General features: G+C 67.3%; 16 protein-coding genes. 9 read left to right on the top strand and 7 right to left on the bottom strand.

Features of this window, described 5'->3' with window-relative positions; genetic code table 11:
* Position 1: 1 nt before the first annotated feature.
* Entirely contained in the window at positions 2-1,375 is a 1,374-nt protein-coding gene (locus FDA38_RS42365) for a hypothetical protein (protein ID WP_170989855.1), read from the bottom strand.
* Positions 1,376-1,556: 181 nt separating this feature from the next.
* Here FDA38_RS42365 and FDA38_RS25455 point away from each other — a divergent pair, with 181 nt between their 5' ends.
* A complete protein-coding gene (locus FDA38_RS25455) occupies positions 1,557-2,471 on the top strand; it encodes a phosphotransferase enzyme family protein (protein ID WP_137256562.1) in 915 nt (304 codons plus the stop codon).
* Between the two features lie 63 nt (positions 2,472-2,534).
* Positions 2,535-3,935 (top strand): sensor histidine kinase, encoded by a 1,401-nt coding sequence (locus FDA38_RS25450; protein WP_137256561.1) that lies wholly within the window; start codon positions 2,535-2,537, stop codon positions 3,933-3,935.
* Here FDA38_RS25450 and FDA38_RS25445 read toward each other — a convergent pair.
* Entirely contained in the window at positions 3,932-4,498 is a 567-nt protein-coding gene (locus FDA38_RS25445; protein ID WP_137256560.1) for a TetR/AcrR family transcriptional regulator, read from the bottom strand. The two genes, FDA38_RS25450 and FDA38_RS25445, sit on opposite strands and share 4 nt — an antisense overlap.
* 102 nt (positions 4,499-4,600) lie before the next feature.
* Here FDA38_RS25445 and FDA38_RS25440 point away from each other — a divergent pair, with 102 nt between their 5' ends.
* Positions 4,601-5,383 (top strand): SDR family NAD(P)-dependent oxidoreductase, encoded by a 783-nt coding sequence (locus FDA38_RS25440; protein ID WP_137256559.1) that lies wholly within the window; start codon positions 4,601-4,603, stop codon positions 5,381-5,383.
* 2 nt (positions 5,384-5,385) lie between these two features.
* Here the strand turns inward: FDA38_RS25440 and FDA38_RS25435 are convergent, their stop codons facing one another.
* Genes FDA38_RS25435 through FDA38_RS25415 form a run of 5 tightly spaced genes read right to left on the bottom strand, consistent with a single transcriptional unit; the run spans position 5,386 to position 10,533 of the window.
* Positions 5,386-6,294, bottom strand: coding sequence for a DUF6807 domain-containing protein (locus FDA38_RS25435; RefSeq protein ID WP_137256558.1), 909 nt, complete (start codon positions 6,292-6,294; stop codon positions 5,386-5,388).
* Positions 6,291-7,394: a Gfo/Idh/MocA family protein gene (locus FDA38_RS25430; protein ID WP_137256557.1), complete on the bottom strand. Its 1,104-nt coding sequence runs from the start codon at positions 7,392-7,394 to the stop codon at positions 6,291-6,293. Before FDA38_RS25430 ends, FDA38_RS25435 begins: the two co-directional genes overlap by 4 nt.
* Positions 7,395-7,399: 5 nt before the next feature.
* Positions 7,400-8,710 (bottom strand): ABC transporter substrate-binding protein, encoded by a 1,311-nt coding sequence (locus tag FDA38_RS25425; protein ID WP_137256556.1) that lies wholly within the window; start codon positions 8,708-8,710, stop codon positions 7,400-7,402.
* 25 nt (positions 8,711-8,735) lie between these two features.
* Positions 8,736-9,620 (bottom strand): carbohydrate ABC transporter permease, encoded by an 885-nt coding sequence (locus FDA38_RS25420; RefSeq protein WP_137256555.1) that lies wholly within the window; start codon positions 9,618-9,620, stop codon positions 8,736-8,738.
* A complete protein-coding gene (locus FDA38_RS25415; protein ID WP_137256554.1) occupies positions 9,610-10,533 on the bottom strand; it encodes a carbohydrate ABC transporter permease in 924 nt (307 codons plus the stop codon). The genes FDA38_RS25420 and FDA38_RS25415 overlap by 11 nt, the downstream gene beginning before the upstream one ends.
* Positions 10,534-10,727: 194 nt before the next feature.
* On the opposite strand from FDA38_RS25415, the gene FDA38_RS25410 reads away from it, so the two are divergent.
* From FDA38_RS25410 to FDA38_RS25385, 6 genes are all read left to right on the top strand, one after another.
* Complete coding sequence (locus tag FDA38_RS25410; RefSeq protein WP_202877808.1) at positions 10,728-12,473, top strand: hypothetical protein; 1,746 nt, start codon at positions 10,728-10,730, stop codon at positions 12,471-12,473.
* 70 nt (positions 12,474-12,543) lie between these two features.
* Positions 12,544-13,596, top strand: coding sequence for a LacI family DNA-binding transcriptional regulator (locus tag FDA38_RS25405; protein WP_137256552.1), 1,053 nt, complete (start codon positions 12,544-12,546; stop codon positions 13,594-13,596).
* Entirely contained in the window at positions 13,597-15,192 is a 1,596-nt protein-coding gene (locus FDA38_RS25400; protein ID WP_137256551.1) for an FAD-dependent oxidoreductase, read from the top strand.
* A 9-nt stretch (positions 15,193-15,201) separates the two neighbouring features.
* A complete protein-coding gene (locus FDA38_RS25395) occupies positions 15,202-15,726 on the top strand; it encodes a dihydrofolate reductase family protein (protein ID WP_137256550.1) in 525 nt (174 codons plus the stop codon).
* A gap of 44 nt (positions 15,727-15,770) precedes the next feature.
* Positions 15,771-16,172: a hypothetical protein gene (locus FDA38_RS25390; RefSeq protein ID WP_137256549.1), complete on the top strand. Its 402-nt coding sequence runs from the start codon at positions 15,771-15,773 to the stop codon at positions 16,170-16,172.
* Positions 16,173-16,343: 171 nt separating this feature from the next.
* On the top strand, positions 16,344-18,098 hold the full coding sequence (locus tag FDA38_RS25385) for an HNH endonuclease signature motif containing protein (RefSeq protein WP_137256548.1): 1,755 nt from the start codon (positions 16,344-16,346) through the stop codon (positions 18,096-18,098).
* Positions 18,099-18,126 lie beyond the last annotated feature (28 nt).

Below are 18,126 nucleotides of genomic sequence, written 5' to 3'. Positions count from 1 at the left end.
CTCAGTTCTGCGAGGCGAACACGACCCCGTGCTCGGTCTCGTACTGCTCGATGAAGCGTGCGGCCATCGGCTCGCTGCAGTTGACCGCGGTGGCGAGGTTCCTGGCCGAACGCTCATGACCCGCAGGCCAATCGGCCAGCATGTTCCACGCGCGCATGCGCTTCTTCTCCAGGTCGGTCGGCTCGGCCGGTTCTTCCTCGACCGGCTTGCTGACGACGACCGGCTCGACCTTCGGCGTGGTGATCAGTGCCGGCGGCTCCGGGTCCGTCGGCCCGGCGAACGGCGACGGCGGCTTGGGCTTCTCCACCGTCGGCTCGGCCTTCGGCTGCGGCGCGAACGGCTTGAGCTTGCCGGAGGCACCGTTCGTGCTGCCGTTGACGACGTGCTGCGGTTCGCCGGCGTCCTCGACCACGACCGCCTCGGCGACCGACTCGTCGCCCTCCGGCGGCTGGTCGACGATCGCCATCAGCTCGCCGGTCCAGGCGTCCTCGTCGCGCAGCGACACACCGCTGTTGTCCACTCGTCGCGGCTGCCCGCCCTCGAGCACCCAGACAGCGGCCGGTACGGCCGGACCCTCCTCGGGCTCCGGCGGCGGCGAGATCGCCTTGGTCAGCTTGCTGGTGATGACCTCGTAGTTGATCCGCTCCTCGAGCATCCCGGCCAGCCGGTCGGGGTCGTACGTCGTCTCGGCGATCTTCGCCAGCCGCTCGTCCTGGTGCTCGGAGCGGATGTACTCCGCTACCGTGCCGGCGATCGCCTCGCGACGACTCCGGTTGCGGATCTGGTGCTGGGCCGCCCGCAGGCTCTCGTACAGGCCGTAGCCGTGCTCGATCGCCAGCGAACGCGCCAGCCAGGTGACCCGCGGCTCGCGGGCCCACTGCACGACGCCGTACACCGGGCCGGTCTCACGCATCTGCCCGGCGCGGCGCAGTGCGTCGCGGCGACGGGCCGAGCTGTGGATCAGCCAGAGCACGTAGGCGAACGCGGACAGGCCGCCGAAGCCGAAGGCGAGGAAGCGCTCCTCCGGCCGCCAGTGGCCGACCACGTTGAACACGACCGCGACGAGCGCCGCGAAGAACGACATCGCGCGGTAGGCGTAGGCCTGCTCACCCTTACGCCGGCGGAGGTCTGCGAGCGCTGCGGTGGCGACGCCACCGAGCTCGAGCACCGCGACCGCGGGCGTGACGAGGATGATCTTGAGCAACGGCGAGAAGCCGTCGCTCGGCCAGGGGATGTGGGTCACGCCGGCCCAGACCTGGCCGACCAGCGCCGCGGCAGCCGCGGTCGCGTAAAAGGCGTAGGCAACCTTGTCCGCACCGGTAAGGGGTACGTTGACCAGTTCGCCAGTACTGGTGCTGCTGGTGTTCTCCTGCAAGACGTGCACTCCTGACCGGTTTGGGCTCTCCGGCAGTTCGTCGGGTGGGTGGAACGGCGGCCCCCATATAGCGCGCTGCACGAGGCTACCGGTTTCCGGCCCCGGAAGGGGAGGCGAATCCGGAAACGTCTCGAACCTCCCCACAACCTCGCTCATTCAAACGACTCATATCCTCGCACCCATGGTCCCGACCGCGCGATCCCTCCCCGACCCCGAGGCGCTCGCCGCACACCTCGCGGAACGCTACGGACTCGAATTCACCGGCGCCGTCCTGCTCCGCTCGCTGGTCAACGACGTGTACGAGCTCACTGGTGGCGACGGTGCGCGGTACGTCCTCAAGCTCTACCGGTACGACGGTCGTCATCCCGACGAGATCCGTTGGGAGACAGGGCTTTCGGCACATCTGCGGTCGGCCGGCGTACTCGTTCCGTCCGTCGTTCCGCTGCTCGACGAAGACACCGTCGGGTTGCTCGATACCCCGGAAGGACCCCGCGCGTTCACCCTCTCGACGTACGTCGAGGGCCGCAAGCCGGAGCAGCCGTTCACCGACGAGTTGTACGCCGCCTTCGGTGTCCAACTCGCCGCATTCCACAATGCCGCCGGCAACTACACGTCGCCGTACTTCCGTCGGCCGGCCGACGTCGTCCACCGGCTCGACGAACCGCTCGAGCAGATTCTCGCTGTGGATAACTCGGAGGAAAACCTGCTCCGGTCGCTGGCGGATGCTGTACGGAACAACCTCGCGCAGTACTCAAAGGCAGGAACCTGCCACGGCGACGTCACGATGGACAATGTCTTGTTGACCGAGCAGGGACTTCTGCTGCTCGATTTCGATCTCGCGGCGGTCGGTCCGCCGGCCGCGGATTTCACCGGCGTCGCGACGACGCCGCACTGGGACGCATTCAAGGCCGGGTACGGCGGGATCAGCGCGGAGGACGAAGCGGCGATCCCCTACCTGCAGGTTGTCGGGAGCATCTTCAACCTGCGCTTCCACCTCGTCGACAAACCACGGTTCCGCGGTACGGAGTCGCGGGACGAAGGGTGGGCGGCGGCCGAGCTCGACGGGCTGCGCGCGGCGGCCGGCGTGCTGCTCTGAGTTCACAGCAAGGTGCCAGGGAACGCGAAGCTGGGTTGAAAACTCGCGGCACATGCTGGATGCATGAGGGTTGCGGCGCGGTCGTTGAGTGTGCGGGTCGCGGCGGCGATGGTGGCGTTGGTTGCGGTGGTGAGTCTCGTGATCGGCGCGCTGACGACCGCCGCGATCAGCTCGTACCTGACCAGGCAGCTCGACGGGAAGGTGGCTGCGACCCAGGGGCGGGCGATCAACGCGCTGGTCAAGGGCAGCGGACCGCCGCCGGACGCGCCGCACGGGCAGGACGCAGGCACCGTGACCGTCTACGTCACACCGTCCGGGGCCGAGGGCAACGTGATCACCTCGGACGGCACACTCACCGCTCTCGGTGACCCGGCGGTCGGCATGCTCGACGACCTGACCGCCGGCCAGAACGGCACGGTCGACCTGCCGAACCTCGGTGAGTACCGGGTGCACGCATCCAGCGTCGGCGCGGTCACGGTGATCACCGGGCTCCCGACGAAGGACATCCAGAACACCATCAACAGCCTGATCGGCTGGGAGGTGCTCTTCGGCGGCATCGGCGTACTGACCGCGGGCGGTGTCTGCGTGTTCGTCGTACGGCGTCAACTGCGACCGCTGCGCCGGGTCGCGCAGACGGCTCGCGAGGTGGCCGGTCTGCCGCTCGACACCGGGGAGATCGGGGTGACGGCTCGCGTACCCGACCAACTCACCGACGAACACACCGAGGTCGGCCAGGTGGCGGTCGCCCTCAACACGCTGCTCGGTCATATGGAGAACGCCCTCGACGCACGGCACCGCAGCGAGCAGCAGGTCCGGCAGTTCGTTGCCGATGCATCCCACGAGCTCCGTACGCCGCTGACGACGATCCACGGCTACGCACAGCTGAGCCTCCGCCAACGCGATCCCGAGCTCTACGGGCACGCCATGGGAAAGGTCATGGTCGAGACCACTCGCATGGCGTCGTTGGTCGAGGATCTCCTGCTGCTCGCCCGTCTGGACGCCGGTCGCCCGCTCGACCGTCGCCCGGTCGACCTGTCCCGGCTCGCCCGCGACTCGGTCACCGATGCCCAGATCGTTGCCCCTAGCCACCATTGGGAGCTGGAGCTGCCACCCGACCCGATCGTGATCATCGGCGATGAGCAGCGCCTGCATCAGGTCGTCACGAACCTGCTCACCAACGCCCGCCGCCACACCCCGGCCGGTACGACGGTCACCGTCGCGGCCAAGCTCGCCGACGACTCCGCCGTACTCACGATCCACGACGACGGGCCCGGCATCCCTGCGGACCTGCTGCCGAATGTCTTCCAGCGCTTCACCCGAGCTGACACGGCGCGCACCAGCACCACCGGTGGCACCGGCCTCGGCCTCTCACTGGCCCAATCCATCACCCATGCGCACAACGGCACCCTGACCCTCAGCTCAACCCCGGGCAACACCAGCTTCACGCTGGCCCTGCCTACCTAGAGCTGGGCGGTCGGGCTGCCTACTCCGCGGAGGAGGGTGTCGACGAGCAGCGTCGCGAGGGCGTCGGTGTCGTCGGGGTCGTCGTCGCGGCGGTTCTGGCAGACCTCGTGGAGGAGGGCGTAGTAGATGCGGCGGGCCCAGATCGGGTCGACGTCGGCTCGTAGTACGCCGGCTTGTTTCAGGCGCTCGAACAGGCGGTCGCAGGAGGCGACGACGCCGGACATCAGCTCGTCGCTCTCGCTGCTGGCGGCCAGAGCCGTGTTCATCGAGAAGCCCCAGGACAGCTTGACTCGGAGGGCGTTCGCGGTCGCCTGGTAGAGGGCGACCATCGGCGGCGCGGTCTCGAACCGGGCCTCGTCGACAGCACTCGCGAGCTGCTGTGACGCCCAGGTCTTCATCGCCGTCACGAGCGCCTCGCGGGTGGCGAACCGGCGATGCACGGTCGTCCGGGCGACGCCGGCCGCGGCGGCGATCTCCTCCATCGAGGCGGACGGATTGCGGTTCAGGACTCGCTCGGCCGCCTCGAGGATCGTCCGCACGGTCCGCTCGGCGTCTGCGCGCATGGCAAAAGTGTACCTGGAAGTCACCTCTGCTCAACTACTTGCGACACTTGTGTTGCAAGTAGTACGTTTTCAGGGTCAGTACCGATGCAACTAAGGATGGTCATGGATCTTCAGTTGAAGGACAAGAACGCGCTCGTCACCGGTGCCAGCCGCGGGATCGGCCTGGCCGTCGTCGAACAGCTCGTCGCGGAGGGCGTGCGCGTCGTCGCGGTCGCCCGCACCAGTACGCCGGAGCTGCGCGACACCGGCGCCTTCGTCGTACCGGCGGATCTCGCGACCGCGGACGGGCCGGAGCAGGCCGTGGCCGCGGCTCTTGCCGAGGTCGGCGAACTCGATCTACTCGTGAACAACGTCGGCGGTGGCGACGGCGAGCTGGCCAGCGGGTTCCAGGCGATCGACGACGACACTTGGCGCGAACTGTTCGACGTGAACTACTTCGCCACCGTCCGTACGACGCGGGCCGCGCTCCCGAGCCTGCTCCGCCAGGGCGGCGCGATCGTCAACGTCTCGTCGAACTCGGCACGGGTCCCGTCCGGCGGCCCAGCGCCGTACACAACCGCGAAGGCGGCTTTGACCGCACTCGGGAAGGCACTCGCGGAGGAGTTCGGCCCACAAGGCGTGCGCGTGAACACCGTCTCCCCCGGCCCCGTGCGGACAGCCCTCTGGACCGACCCCGACAAGTACGGCGGCCAGCTAGCCCGCACCCTCGGCGTCCCCCACGAGGCCCTACTGGAAGGCCTCCCCCAACAAATCGGCATGCTCACCGGCCGCCTGATCGAGCCAGCCGAGGTAGCCGCCCTCGTCGTTCAACTCTGCTCACCCCTAGCCGCAAGCATCGTCGGCGCCGACTACCTGATCGACGGCGGCAGCGTAAAAACCGCCTGAGCTCAGGTCGCCGCGAGTGCCTTGGTCGCTTGTGCGGCGAGGCCGGTGGCGCGGTTGTCGTCGGAGAGGCCGTCGGCTATCAGTACGGCGTAGCGGAGGCGGAGGGTATCGCCGACGGGGAACGGGAGTTCTTCGGAGAAGAACGGGGCGGGGCAGACGGCGGCGAAGTCTTCCGAGCGGACGAACCATTCCGGTGGGTGGCGGACGTTGTCGCCGGCGTCGGCGATGATGATCGTCGACGCCGTGTCGGTCTCGTCCTGGCGGGCGGTGAAGCCCATCCACGGTGCGCGCTGACCGCGGAGCTCGTCGCGGCCCTTGCCTTGCGGGGCGAGGATCGTGCCGTTGGTGAACGCACGCGGTCCGCGCCAGAACAACCCGCCGTACCCTGCGTTCGGCCGGCCGGCTGTGGTCGGGCTGCCGATCTGGATGTTGTCGCCGGACACGTTGGTCATCGCGGTCTCGTAGACCAGCACCCAGCCGTCGTCCGCGAGTCGCGTGGTGATCGTGCGTGTCTCGTCGACGACGTGCTTGCCGCCCTCGGTGTGCCAGGAGAGGTGGTGCGCGAACCTAACCTCGTCATCGGACACGTCCAGCGCGTCGACCCGGTCGTGATCCTGCGACCCGTTGTTGCCGAGCGGCTTGTACCCGTTCTCCTTGGTGTACGTCGGTCCGCCCCAGAAGTTGTCGTGCCCGAAATGCGGCAACGACCACGACATCCCCTTGTGCCACAGGTGATCCCACGGCCGGTACACGCTGATCAGGTCGCCGGTCAGCGTGCGCATCGGGTGGAAGTACGGACGCGGCGACTCGTACTGCGAATCGTCCGCGTTGTAGACGTAGGTGAACAGCTCGCCGCCGCCCGCCGTCACCTGGATCGATTGGTTGACAGCGTGATTGCAGCCGAGATTCATGAGTTCTCCCGCGGTGGTTGCTTTGTCCATGGCGCCCCGAGCTCGCTGAACAACGCCAACTCGTCCGAGGCCCGGTCGATCCAGTTCTCGACATTGAGAACGACCGGCCGGCGCTCAAGTCCTTCGCCTTCCCACTGCACGAACTCGTCCGGGATCTCCGTCGGGTCCGCCGCCGTCCGCACAGCTTCGACCACGCGAGTGAACCCACCCGTCGCAGCCAGCGGCACATACAGCGGTACGGCGGGATCCGCCCGATGCGCGAGCAGATTCTCCAGAAGATCCGCCCGTCCGTACTTCGTCCCACCGAGCCGGTCCGACGCATACTCCAGTACGGCGTTCCCCTCGGACCCGTGCACGATCACGGCCGGCTCGAGATGCTCGACCGCGCACAACGTGACCGCGATCAAGATCGTCGTACCGCGGCTCGTCACGATCCGGACCGTCGACGTGTCGTCGGACTCGATCGGATTCGCGCGGTACAACTCCGTCTCGACCGACCGTACGTCGTCCACGCCGGTCGACCCGTCCAACAGCAAGGCCGCCGCGGTCGCATGCGCCAGCGGATTCGTCACCGCACCGTCGACGACATCGACACCGTCGAGCCGTCGCTTGCCGGCCCAGCGCGCCCGGCCGAAGTACTTCGCCGTCCGCACCCACTTCCCGACCGCACTGATCCCGCGGATCTCACCCAACTGCCCGTCCGCGACTATCCTCCCGAGCGTGAGAGTCGCCTCGGACGCCTGCGCCTGGAAACCGACCTGACACGCCCGCCCGGTCTCGTCCACAAGCTTCGTCAGCTGCTCGAACTCGGCCAGCGATGCGGTCGGCGGCTTCTCCAGCAGTACGTCGGCGCCCGCGCGCATCGCCAGCTCCGCCAGCGGGACGTGCGTCTGGATCGGCGTGCTGATGATCACGACATCAACTTCAGTTGCCGCGAGCAACTGTTCCAGACTGTCGAAGGCGCGCACGCCCTCGACCGGACGGGGATCGGCGACCCCGACCAGTTCGGCCCGGCCGGCCTCGGCCAGCCGGGCCACGTTACGAACATGGGAGGCGCCGTGGCCGTGGACTCCCGCCACGGCCACGCGCGGCCTCGTCATCGACACTACTTGAGTCCTCCGCTGATCTCGTCCAGCATCGCCTTGGCCGCCTTGTCCGGCGCCTGCCGGCCGAAGAGTACGTCGGTCGTGTACCGCTGGACGATCTTCTCCGCGGCACCTCCGCCGACCGGCGGCGCCGGCGACGGGTCGCCGAGCTCCTTGGCGATGTCCTGGATGAACTTCGCGGACGTCGCGTCGGCCGGCTGCAGCTTCGGCGTCACCGCGGCGCGGATCTCGGTGTTCGGCGGTACGCCGCGCTCGGCCAGCAGGACGTTGCCCGCGGCGCTGTTGTTCGCCAGGTAGTTGACGAAGTCCGACGCCTCCTTCTGGTGCTTCGACCGCGACGAGATCGACCAGAACATCGAGCCCTTGTAGTACGAGCCGTTGTCAGTGGCCTTGCCGTCGGCGCTCGGGATCCGCAGCAGCTTCAGGTTCTGACCGGACGCCTTGCTGAAGGCCAGCAGCTGGTTGCTCCAGGTGAAGCTCATCGCCAGCTTGCCGGTCGCCATCGCGGACTGGTCGAGCGCCGCGTTCATGTCCTGCGAGGTCAGCTCCGCGGGCGGGATCGCCTTGCTGTCCCGCAACTTCAGCACGTAGTTGAAGAAGTCGGTCGCCTTCTCCGGCGAGACGCCGAGCTTGCCGTCCTTGGTCCAGAGCGATTCGCCGTTCTGCCGCGCCCACAGGTTCAGGCCGGCCTCGTTCTGCCCGAGGGTGCCGGTGCCCCAGCCCTTGCCGTTCAGCTTCGAGGAGATCTCGGCGGAGATCCGGGCGTAGTCGTCCCACGTCCACTTGCTGTCGTCGGGCAGCGCCACCCCGGCGGCCTTGAAGACGGCCGGGTTCGCGATCACCGCGAACGAGTTGATCCCGGCGTTCAGTCCGTACAGGCCGCCGTCGAACTCGCCGGCGCTCAACGTGTCCGGCTCGAACTTGCCGGTGTCCAGGCCCTCTGCCTTCTTCAGGTCGAGCAGTGCGCCGCGATCGGCGTACTCACGCAGGTACTTCTCGTCCATCTGGATGATGTCCGGGGCGTCGTTCGCCGCGACCGTGGTGGCGAGCTTGTCCCAGTAGCCGGACCATTCGCCGAACTCACCCTTGATCGTGACGTTCGGGTGGTCCTTCTGGTACGCGTCGATCACCTGCTGGGTGAGCTTGGTCCGGGTGTCCGACCCCCACCAGGTGAACCGGAGTGTGACCTTGCCGCCGGCGTCGTCGGACGATCCGCCCGGACCGCCGGAGTCGCCGCCGCAGGCGCTTGCCGCCAGCAACGTGGTGGCCAGGGCCAGGGCCGTTGCCACGCGTGGGATGTGCAGCCTCATGATGTGGACCTTTCAGGGGGAGCTACTACTTGATGCCGGTGGTCGCGATGCCCTTGATCAGGAACCGCTGGCCGAACAGGAAGGCGAGGAAGACCGGGACGAGGGAGACGACCGACATCGCGAACATCGATCCCCAGGAGCTGCTGGAGGTCGAGTCGACGAAGCCCCGCAACGCGACCGGGACGGTGTACATGTGCGGGTCGGTCAGGTAGATCAGCTGGCTGAAGAAGTCGTTCCAGGTCCAGATGAACGTGAAGATCGTCGTGGTGGCCAGCGCCGGGACCATCAGCGGCAGGATCACCCGCAGGAAGATGCTGCCCCGGCCGCAGCCGTCGATCCGGGCGGCCTCGTCCAGCTCGCGCGGGATGCCGCGGATGAACTGCACCATCAGGAACACGAAGAACGCGTCCGTCGCCAGCAGCTTCGGCACGATCAGCGGGAGGAACGTGTTGATCCAGCCTGCGTGCGAGAACAGGATGTACTGCGGCACGATCACCACGTGGATCGGCAGCATGATGCTCAGCAACATGATCGCGAACCAGAACTTCTTGCCCACGAACTCGAGCCGGGCGAACGCGTACGCCGCCATCGAGCAGGACACCAGGTTGCCGAGGATCGAGCCGAGCACCACCACCGCCGAGTTCAGCAGGTAGCGGGTGAACGGCTCGGTCAGCGCGTTCCAGCCGACCCGGTAGTTGTCGATCCGCAGGTCCTTCACCAGGATCCCCGGATCGCGGAAGATCTCGTTGCCCGGCCGCAGTGAACTGACCACCATCCAGATCACCGGGTAGAGCATCACCACTGCGGATGCCGCGAGTACGACGTGGATCACCAGCGGCCGGACCCGCGCCCAGGTGATGACGCCGGCCCGTCGGGTGGCGACCGTGGTGCGGAGCGTTTCAGTCGTCATAGAACACCCAGTACTTCGAGAGGAGGAAGTTCGCCGCGGTGAAGATCCCGATGATCACGAGCAGGAACCAGGCCATCGCGGACGCGTAGCCCATGTCGAAGTTCCCGAAGCCCCGGTCGTAGAGGTACAGCGTGAAGAACATCGTCGAGTCCGACGGCCCGCCGCTGCCCCCGGAGACGACGAACGCCTGCGTGAACGCCTGGAACGCGTGGATGATCTGCAGCACCAGGTTGAAGAAGATGATCGGCGTCAGCAGCGGCAGCGTGATGCTGAAGAACCTGCGCAGCGTCCCGGCGCCGTCGACGGACGCGGCCTCGTAGTACATCGACGGGATCTGTCTCAGCCCGGCCAGGAAGATCACCATCGGCGAGCCGAATGTCCACACGTTGAGTACGACGAGCGTGCCGAGCGCCGTACTCGGATCGGAGATCCAGCCCTTGCCCTCGATCCCGATCACGTCGAGCAGCTGGTTGAGCAGGCCGGTCGTGCCGAACACCTGCCGCCAGAGGATCGCGATCGCGACACTCGAGCCGAGCAGCGACGGCAGGTAGAAGATCGAGCGGTAGAACGCCATCCCGCGGACACCACGGTCGAGTACGACGGCCAGCAGCAGGGCGATCGCCAGCTGCAGCGGGACCGACACGAACACGTAGGTGAACGTCACCCGGAGTGAATTGTGCAGCCGCTGATCGGACAGCATCCGGGCGAAATTGTCCAGGCCGATCCACTTCGGAGCCTGGATCAGGTTGTAGTCCGTGAAGGACAGGTACAGCGAGGCCAGCATCGGGCCGATCGTGATCAGGAAAAGGCCCAGCAACCACGGTGCCAGGAAGAGGTACCCAGCCAGGTTGTCCTTCTTCTGACCTGCGGTTTTCTTCCCCCGGAGGCTGCCGAGCTCACCCAGCGCACTCATAGTCGTTTACCTCCGGAAACCGATGGAAAGCGCTTGCCTTGGCCGGTCAAACTAGTACGAGAAACCGGTTTATGCAAGAGTTCGCAGACGTCCGGACTGACCGGATCCGGCCGGTCTGCGAGGTATTGACAGGACAAAGTTCCGGGGCGACAGTTCTGAGCATTTGGCAACCGCTTACCGCCCAGGAGATGCCGATGCTGCGACGTACCTTTCTCACCGGTTCGCTGACCACCGTTGCGGTCGGCGCACTGCATCCGACCGCGGCGCGTGCTGAGGTAGCAGCTGTGGACGAGGACTTCCTGACCCTGCTGACCAACGCCAACCAGACCCAGATCCCGCTGGTGCTCGCGAACTACCAGAACGCCGGCGACAGCATCCGCACCGTGGCGCGGAAAGCCAGGCGACTGATCTCCGGGTATGTGTGGGGCAGGTCGTCGTACCACCACGACACCTCCCTGCTCGAGCCGCTGGGTTGGCTGGTCGAACAGCTGGCGGCGCGGCAGCACGATGACGGCCTGTACGACGTCGGCAACCTGCACTCGCCGCCGGACAGCTCGTTCGCGATCCAGGACGTGTGCGTGCTGTACGCGTTCCTCGACGCGGATGACTCGGCGGAGACGTCGCCGCTGCGTACGACGCTCGCTTCCGTGATTCGCAAGGCAGCGCCTGCTCTCGCTGCCGGCGGCGTACACACGCCGAACCACCGGTGGGAGGTCTCGGCGGCACTCGCCCGCGCACACCACCTCTTCCCGGACCGGCGGTACACGGCGCGGATCGACGACTGGCTCGATGAAGGCATCGACGCGACACCGGACGGGATCTACAGCGAACGCAGCTCGACGTACGCCGCCGAGGTGACGAACCCCTGTCTGCTGACGATCGCGTGGTTGCGCGACAAGCCAGCCCTGGTGGACTACGTACGTCGGAACCTCCAGGCGACGCTGTATTTCCTGGAGCCGAACGGCGAGGTCGACACGACGGCCTCCCGACGCCAGGACCAGAAGGGACTGCGCGAGGTGTGGTGGTACCTGACGCAGTACCGCGAGCTCGCCTTGCACACTGGTGACGGCCGCTTCACGACTGTTGCCAAGAGCATCGAATCGCGGGGCACGGGTGAGCTCGGCGACTTCCTGGCCGAGGTACTCGAGCGACCCGCGCTTGCAGCTGTTCTCCCCGCCGCTCGGGCGGTGCCGACCGACTTCGTCCAGCACTTCCCGTCGCAAGCGTCTGCTCGGGTACGCCGTGGTGCGCGGACCGCGACGGTGTTCGGCGGGACCGACTTCCACGACATCCCGATGATCTCGTCGGGGTTGTCGACCAACCCGACGTTCTTCAAGCTGCGCAACGGTGCCGCGATTCTGGACTCGGTCCGGTTGTCGCCGCAGTTCTTCAGCACCGGGCATTTCCGCAGCGACGGGCTGCAGGTGTCGGGGAAGACATTCAAGCTGTCGTCCGAGGTGAAGGTGCCGTATCACCTCCCGCTTCCGAAGCGCTACCGCCGGGCGGACGGGCGCTACGCGCTGACGCCGGACGGCCGTTTCTACGCCTCGATGGACTTCGGCCACCGCCCCAAGCAGTACCGGACGCTGCGGACGGAGATCGCTGTGACGGAGGTTTCGGACGGCTTCGACCTGACGTTCGACTTCGCCGGCGACGAGACGGCGTACGCCATCGAGCTCTGCTTCCGGCCGGGCGGGACGCTGGCCGGCGTCGACGCGTTGGATGCCTCGGGCAACTACCAGCTTGTCTCGGGCACGGGGAGCTACACGGTCGGTGCGGACCGGATCGAGTTCGGCCCCGGGAACGGTGCCGCGCGGGTGGCGATGGATCCGGGCGAGCGGTACACGTACCTCGGCGGCAGCCTCACCCCGGACGGTCTGCGCGTCTATCTGACCGGCCGGATCCCGGGTCGGCAGGTGCTCAAGCTGAGGACGTCGTAGCTGTCTGCTGATCCGTATTATCATTGGCGTTTGACTTGACCGGTCTGGGCGGTCGAGCTATTGTCGGGCGATGCCACAGAAGGCGACCCGGCTGACCCAGCGCGACATCGCGCGGCTGGCGAATGTCAGCCAGACGACGGTCTCACTGGTGCTGAACAATCGCAGTGACGCGACCGCCCGGATCCCGGCCGAGACCCGGGACCGGGTGCTCAAGGTGATCCGCGAGACCGGGTACCAGGCGGATCCGCTGGCCCGGCGGATGCTCAAGCAGCGCAACCAGATCCTCGGCGTGTTCACCTACGAGTCGGTCTTCCCGAGCACGAGCGGCGACTTCTACTACCCGTTCCTGGCCGGTATCGAGGACCGCGCCGAGCGCCTCGGGTGGGACCTGCTGCTGTTCACCAGCGCCCCGGTCGCGGACGGCCATCGCCGGATCTTCCACGAGAACAACCGCCTCCGCATCGCCGACGGCTGCCTGCTCCTCGGCCGCGAGGTCCCCTCCGACGAGCTCGCCCGCCTGATCGCCGAGGACTACCCCTTCGTCTCCGTCGGCCGCCGCGACGACGCCGGCGCCCCCGTCCCGTCCGTGGGCGCCGACTACACCACCGCAACCCACACCATCGTCACCAAAGCCATCGCCCTGGGCCACCGCCACGTCGCATACGCCGGCCCCGCCGCCTCCCCCGCCCCCATCCCCGAATCCTCAGCCGACCGCCTCCACGGCTTCCACCAAGCCGCCGGCCGCAAGTCCCTCGTCCTCCCGACCGCTCCTGCGGGCTCGGCTGACGGCTGGGCGGCGCGGCTGCTTGATGTGTTGCTGGATCGGAAGATCACCGCGGTGTTTGTCGAGGAGCGGGCGGATGCTGTCTCGCTGGTGGCTGCGGCAACCGCGCGCGGGATCGACGTACCCGGGGATCTTTCCGTGGTCGCGCTGGGTGACTCGACTCGTCCGGTGGCGAGTGACGTGGACTTCAGCGGGTTTCACGTGCCGCGGCGGGCAATGGGCGTGCGGGCGGTCGAACTGCTCGAGGCGATCCTCAGCGGCACCGCGACCTCGCAGCAGATCTTGCTCCCGTGTGAGCTGACCGAAGGAACCACTCTCACTCCACCCAAAGGTGTCTGAATGCATACAGAGGTACTTGTGGTCGGCGGCGGGCTCGGCGGCGTCGCGGCCGCCCTGGCCGCGCTGCGTGCCGGTCGATCGGTCGTACTGACCGAGGAGTTCGACTGGCTCGGCGGGCAGTTGACCAGCCAGGCCGTCCCGCCGGACGAGCACAGCTGGGTCGAGCAGTTCGGCGTGACAGCGTCGTACCGCGCTCTCCGCGACGGCATCCGCGAGTACTACCGCCGGCACTACCCGCTGACCGCGGCCTCCCGCGCGACCCCGCAGCTGAACCCGGGCGCCGGCTACGTGTCCAAGCTCTGCCACGAGCCGCGGGTCGCACTCGCCGTACTGGAGGCCATGCTCGCGCCGTACCGCGCGAGCCGCCGCCTGCGCGTGCTCCAGCCGTACCGTCCGGTCGCGGCCGAGACAGACGGCGATCGCGTCACCGCGGTGACCGTGCAGCACCGCGAGTCCGACGAGCAGGTCACGGTCACAGCGCCGTACATCCTCGACGCGACCGAGACCGGGGAACTGCTGCCGCTGACCGGGACGGAGTACGTGACCGGGTTCGAGTCGCAGCGCGAGACCGGCGAGCCGAGCGCGCCGGCAGAGGCGCAGCCGATGAACATGCAGGCGGTCTCGTACTGCTTCGCGGTCGATCACGTCGACGGGGACCAGGTCGGCGACAAGCCGGCCAACTACGCCTTCTGGCGGAACTACCAGCCGTCGTTCTGGGGCGACCGCTTGCTGTCGTGGACCGCGCCGAACCCGCGGACGCTGGAGACATCGCATCGCTCCTTCACGCCGAACCCCGACGACGATCCGCTTGCGGTCGTTGCCGATCAGCGGCTGACCGGCGGGGACACCAACCTCTGGACGTTCCGCCGGATCGCGGCGCGCAGGCACTTCGTCCCGGGGGCGTACGAGAGCGACATCTGCCTGGTGAACTGGCCGATGATCGACTACTTCGAGGGCGCGGTCATCGACGTACCGGACGCTTCGAAGCATCTGGCCGCGGCGCGTGAGCTGTCGCAGTCCGTCTTCTACTGGCTGCAGACCGAGGCGCCTCGGCCCGACGGCGGGTCCGGCTTCCCCGGGTTGCGGTTGCGCGGGGATCTGCTCGGGTCCGCGGACGGGTTGGCCCAGGCGCCGTACATCCGGGAATCGCGGCGGATCAAGGCGGAGTACACGATCGTCGAGCAGGACCTCTCGGTCGCGGTGCGCGGCGACCGAGGCGCGGTCGAGTACGACGACACGGTCGGCGTGGGGATGTATCGGATCGATCTGCATCCGTCGACCGGCGGCGACAATTACATCGATGTCGCGAGCAGCCCGTTCCGGATCCCGCTCGGTGCGCTCATTCCGGAGCGGGTCGAGAATCTGCTTCCCGCCAACAAGAACCTCGGTACGACGCACATCACGAACGGCTGCTACCGGCTCCATCCGGTCGAGTGGAACATCGGCGAGTCCGCGGGCGCGCTCGCGGCGTTCTGCCTGGATCGAGGCGTGGCTCCGCGAGCGGTCCGCAGTACGCCGGCTCTGCTCGCGGAGTACCAGGCCCGTCTTGTCGCCGACGGTGTCGAGCTGAGCTGGCCGGAGGTGGCGGGCTACTAAAATGACGGGGTGAGCTTCCACGCTGCTGCCTTCATCGCCACCAGCCTCGACGGCTACATAGCCCGCCCCGACGGCTCCATCGACTGGCTCACCACCCGAGCCGAACAGGCCGGCGAGACCGGGTACGACGAGTTCATGTCCTCGATCGACACCGTCGTACTCGGTCGCAACACCTACGAACTGGCCCTGACGTACGACCTGTGGCCGTACGAAGGCAAGCAGGTAGAGGTCCTCAGCTCAACCCTCGACCCGAACGCCGACGACCGCATCCTGGTCCACCGCACCCTGGAAGCCCTGGTAGAAACCCTCACCGACCGAGGCGCCCAACGCATCTACACCGACGGCGCCCGAACCATCCAAACATTCCTGACGGCCGGCCTCCTCAACGAACTGACCATCACCACCGCCCCCGTCCTCCTAGGCACCGGCATCCCCCTCTTCGGCCCCCTCCCCACCGAAATCCCCCTAACCCACAACGCCACCCGCACCCTAAAGGCCGGCTTCACCCAATCGGATTACACAATCCAGCACTGAGATCGACGATCGAGCAAGCACCACCGATCCGCGAGGAGACCCGCATGGCCGTCACCAACGACACCAAGCATCAGCGGGCGATTGGTGCCGTGCTCGATCAATTCGGACAGCGAGGCATCTACTTGGCAGTCCGTACAGTCAGTGGCTCGTACCGGCTGCACACTGCGGGGCAGAAGATCAGGATCCGAGTGTTCGGCCGGTTCAGCGGCGACTGGCAAACAGACGACTGGCGGCGAGATGTCAGCGACCAGACCTATGACGTCGTCGTGCTCGTCGACTTCACCAACCCAGCACCAGTGTTGTTCATCGTTCCCGGACAAGAGTGGCGCGACGGACTCGAGGCACGCGCGGTTCGGGACCGAGACAGCAAACACCAGGCGATCACCCTGGATCGTGTTGCTCAGTGGCTGTATCGCTGGGATGTCCTCGACTCCGTCGCCGGCTAGAGCGCTGTCACTCGACTGTGTCGGCTGGCACAGCTTGCCATCTGTTGCTACCAATGGCTTGCGACTGTGGACAACTCCACCGCCTGTGGATAGTCAGCCAACTCGAAATCCCTTGAAAGTAAGGGGTTCTGGGTTGGGAAACTGTCGGAGGGCTTGTCTAGGCTTGTCGGCATGGAGGTCCTCGGCGAACGGCCCGTCTGGTCGATGAGCGACAGCGAGAAGCTGTCTGCTCTCGACGCGGTCGTCGCGGAGAAGGCTCGCTTGGAGACTCTCGAGCTCCACCTCATCGCAGCCATCGACCAGTCCAGCTACGCGACCGAGGTCGGCGCCGGAGACACCGCTCGCCTCCTGACGCATCGATACCGCACCGACGCCACCGAAGCCCGGCGTCAGGTCCGCATCGCCACCGACCTGCCCAAGTACTCCGCCACCACCGCAGCTCTCCCTGACCCCAGCACGCCCTTTGCCAACCCGGCCACCGCACATCCGGCCGAGGTTGACGACCCGAACGAGGCTGTGGACGAGGTGCGGGACGGAGGTACTCCGGGGTGGCGCGTCTCGCCTGCCCAGGCGGCCGCGATCGTCTCCGTCCTGAACCAGGTCCCCGCGACGGTCCCGGCCGAAGACCTGGAGTTCGCCGAACAGCGCCTCATCGACCTGGCCGCCACCCACACCCCGACCGAGCTGCGCCGCGCCGGCCGCAAGATCCGCGACATCCTCGACCCCGACGGCCCCGAACCGGACGAGAAGGCGGCGTACGAGCGGGAATCCCTGGCGCTGAAGACCGTCGACCGCGGTGTCACGTTCCGTGGCTACCTCGCCAACGAGAACGCCGAGCTGTTCCGCACCCTCATCCACGCCCACGCCAAGCCCCACAAAACCCTCGACGGCCAACAAGACCCCCGCCCCCGCGACAAACGCCAAGCCGACGCCCTAACCACCATCCTCAACACAGCCGGCACCCCCACCACCGCAGCTACAACCGTCGCCACAGCAGCTGCCACGAGGTCACGAGCGACCACCTCGCCTGAGCACGTTGGCGATGACCTAGTCGCCAGCACGGCGGATGAGGCGGACATCGGCACCGCGAACGATGCGGCTGCCGAGATCGGCTTCGTACCCGGCCACGGGCCGAAGCCGCACATCAGCATCACCATCGACTACAACGACCTCGCCGCCGCGATAGCGAACGCCACCGGGGACATGACCTTCGGCGACGACCTGTCCGCCGCGACCGTACGCCGCCTCGCCTGCGACGCGCAGATCCTCCCCATCGTCCTCGGCTCCAAGTCACAGCCCCTCGACGTCGGCACGACCCAGCGCCTAGTAACCCGCCCCATGCGCCGCGCCCTCAACGCCCGCGACAAAGGCTGCGTCATCTGCCACGCCCCACCCATCCAATGCGAAGCCCACCACATCATCTCCTGGCTCGACGGCGGCCCCACCGCCGTCAACAACCTCGCCCTGCTCTGCAAACGCCACCACCTCGACCTCCACTCTGGCCACTGGAACATCCGCATCCTCAACGGCGTCGTCCACGTCACCAACCCCACCTGGACAAATCCCACCCTCACCCCACCTAACAAATACAAACCCCCGGCCGCCGACATCGTTCACCAGCCCTCAACACCAGCGTTCAGTCCATGGGCCGAGGGTGACCCCCTCACGCCCACAACCGAGCCACAGACGCCGGCCAACCCACCACAACTCACGCCCTTCAACCCATGGGAGGACGACGAACCAACCGCGCCCCGGACAAGCTCCACCCAGCTCCGACCCGCCAAGATCGCAGAACCGACGCACCTCGCCCCGCGGACCAACGACGACCCGGTCACCCACACAACCGAATCACCGCCGACACCTGCCCGCACCGCAGCAGCACCCACCCCGTTCGACCCGTGGGGCGACAACGAACCCGCCGCATGAACGCGTCTCCTGCTCGCCCCTCGACAAG

Source organism: Kribbella jiaozuonensis, assembly GCF_005233875.1.
Classification (GTDB): Bacteria; Actinomycetota; Actinomycetes; order Propionibacteriales; family Kribbellaceae; genus Kribbella; species Kribbella jiaozuonensis.
Note: the sequence above shows the minus strand (reverse complement) of the source record. Positions and strands in the feature narration are given on the sequence as shown.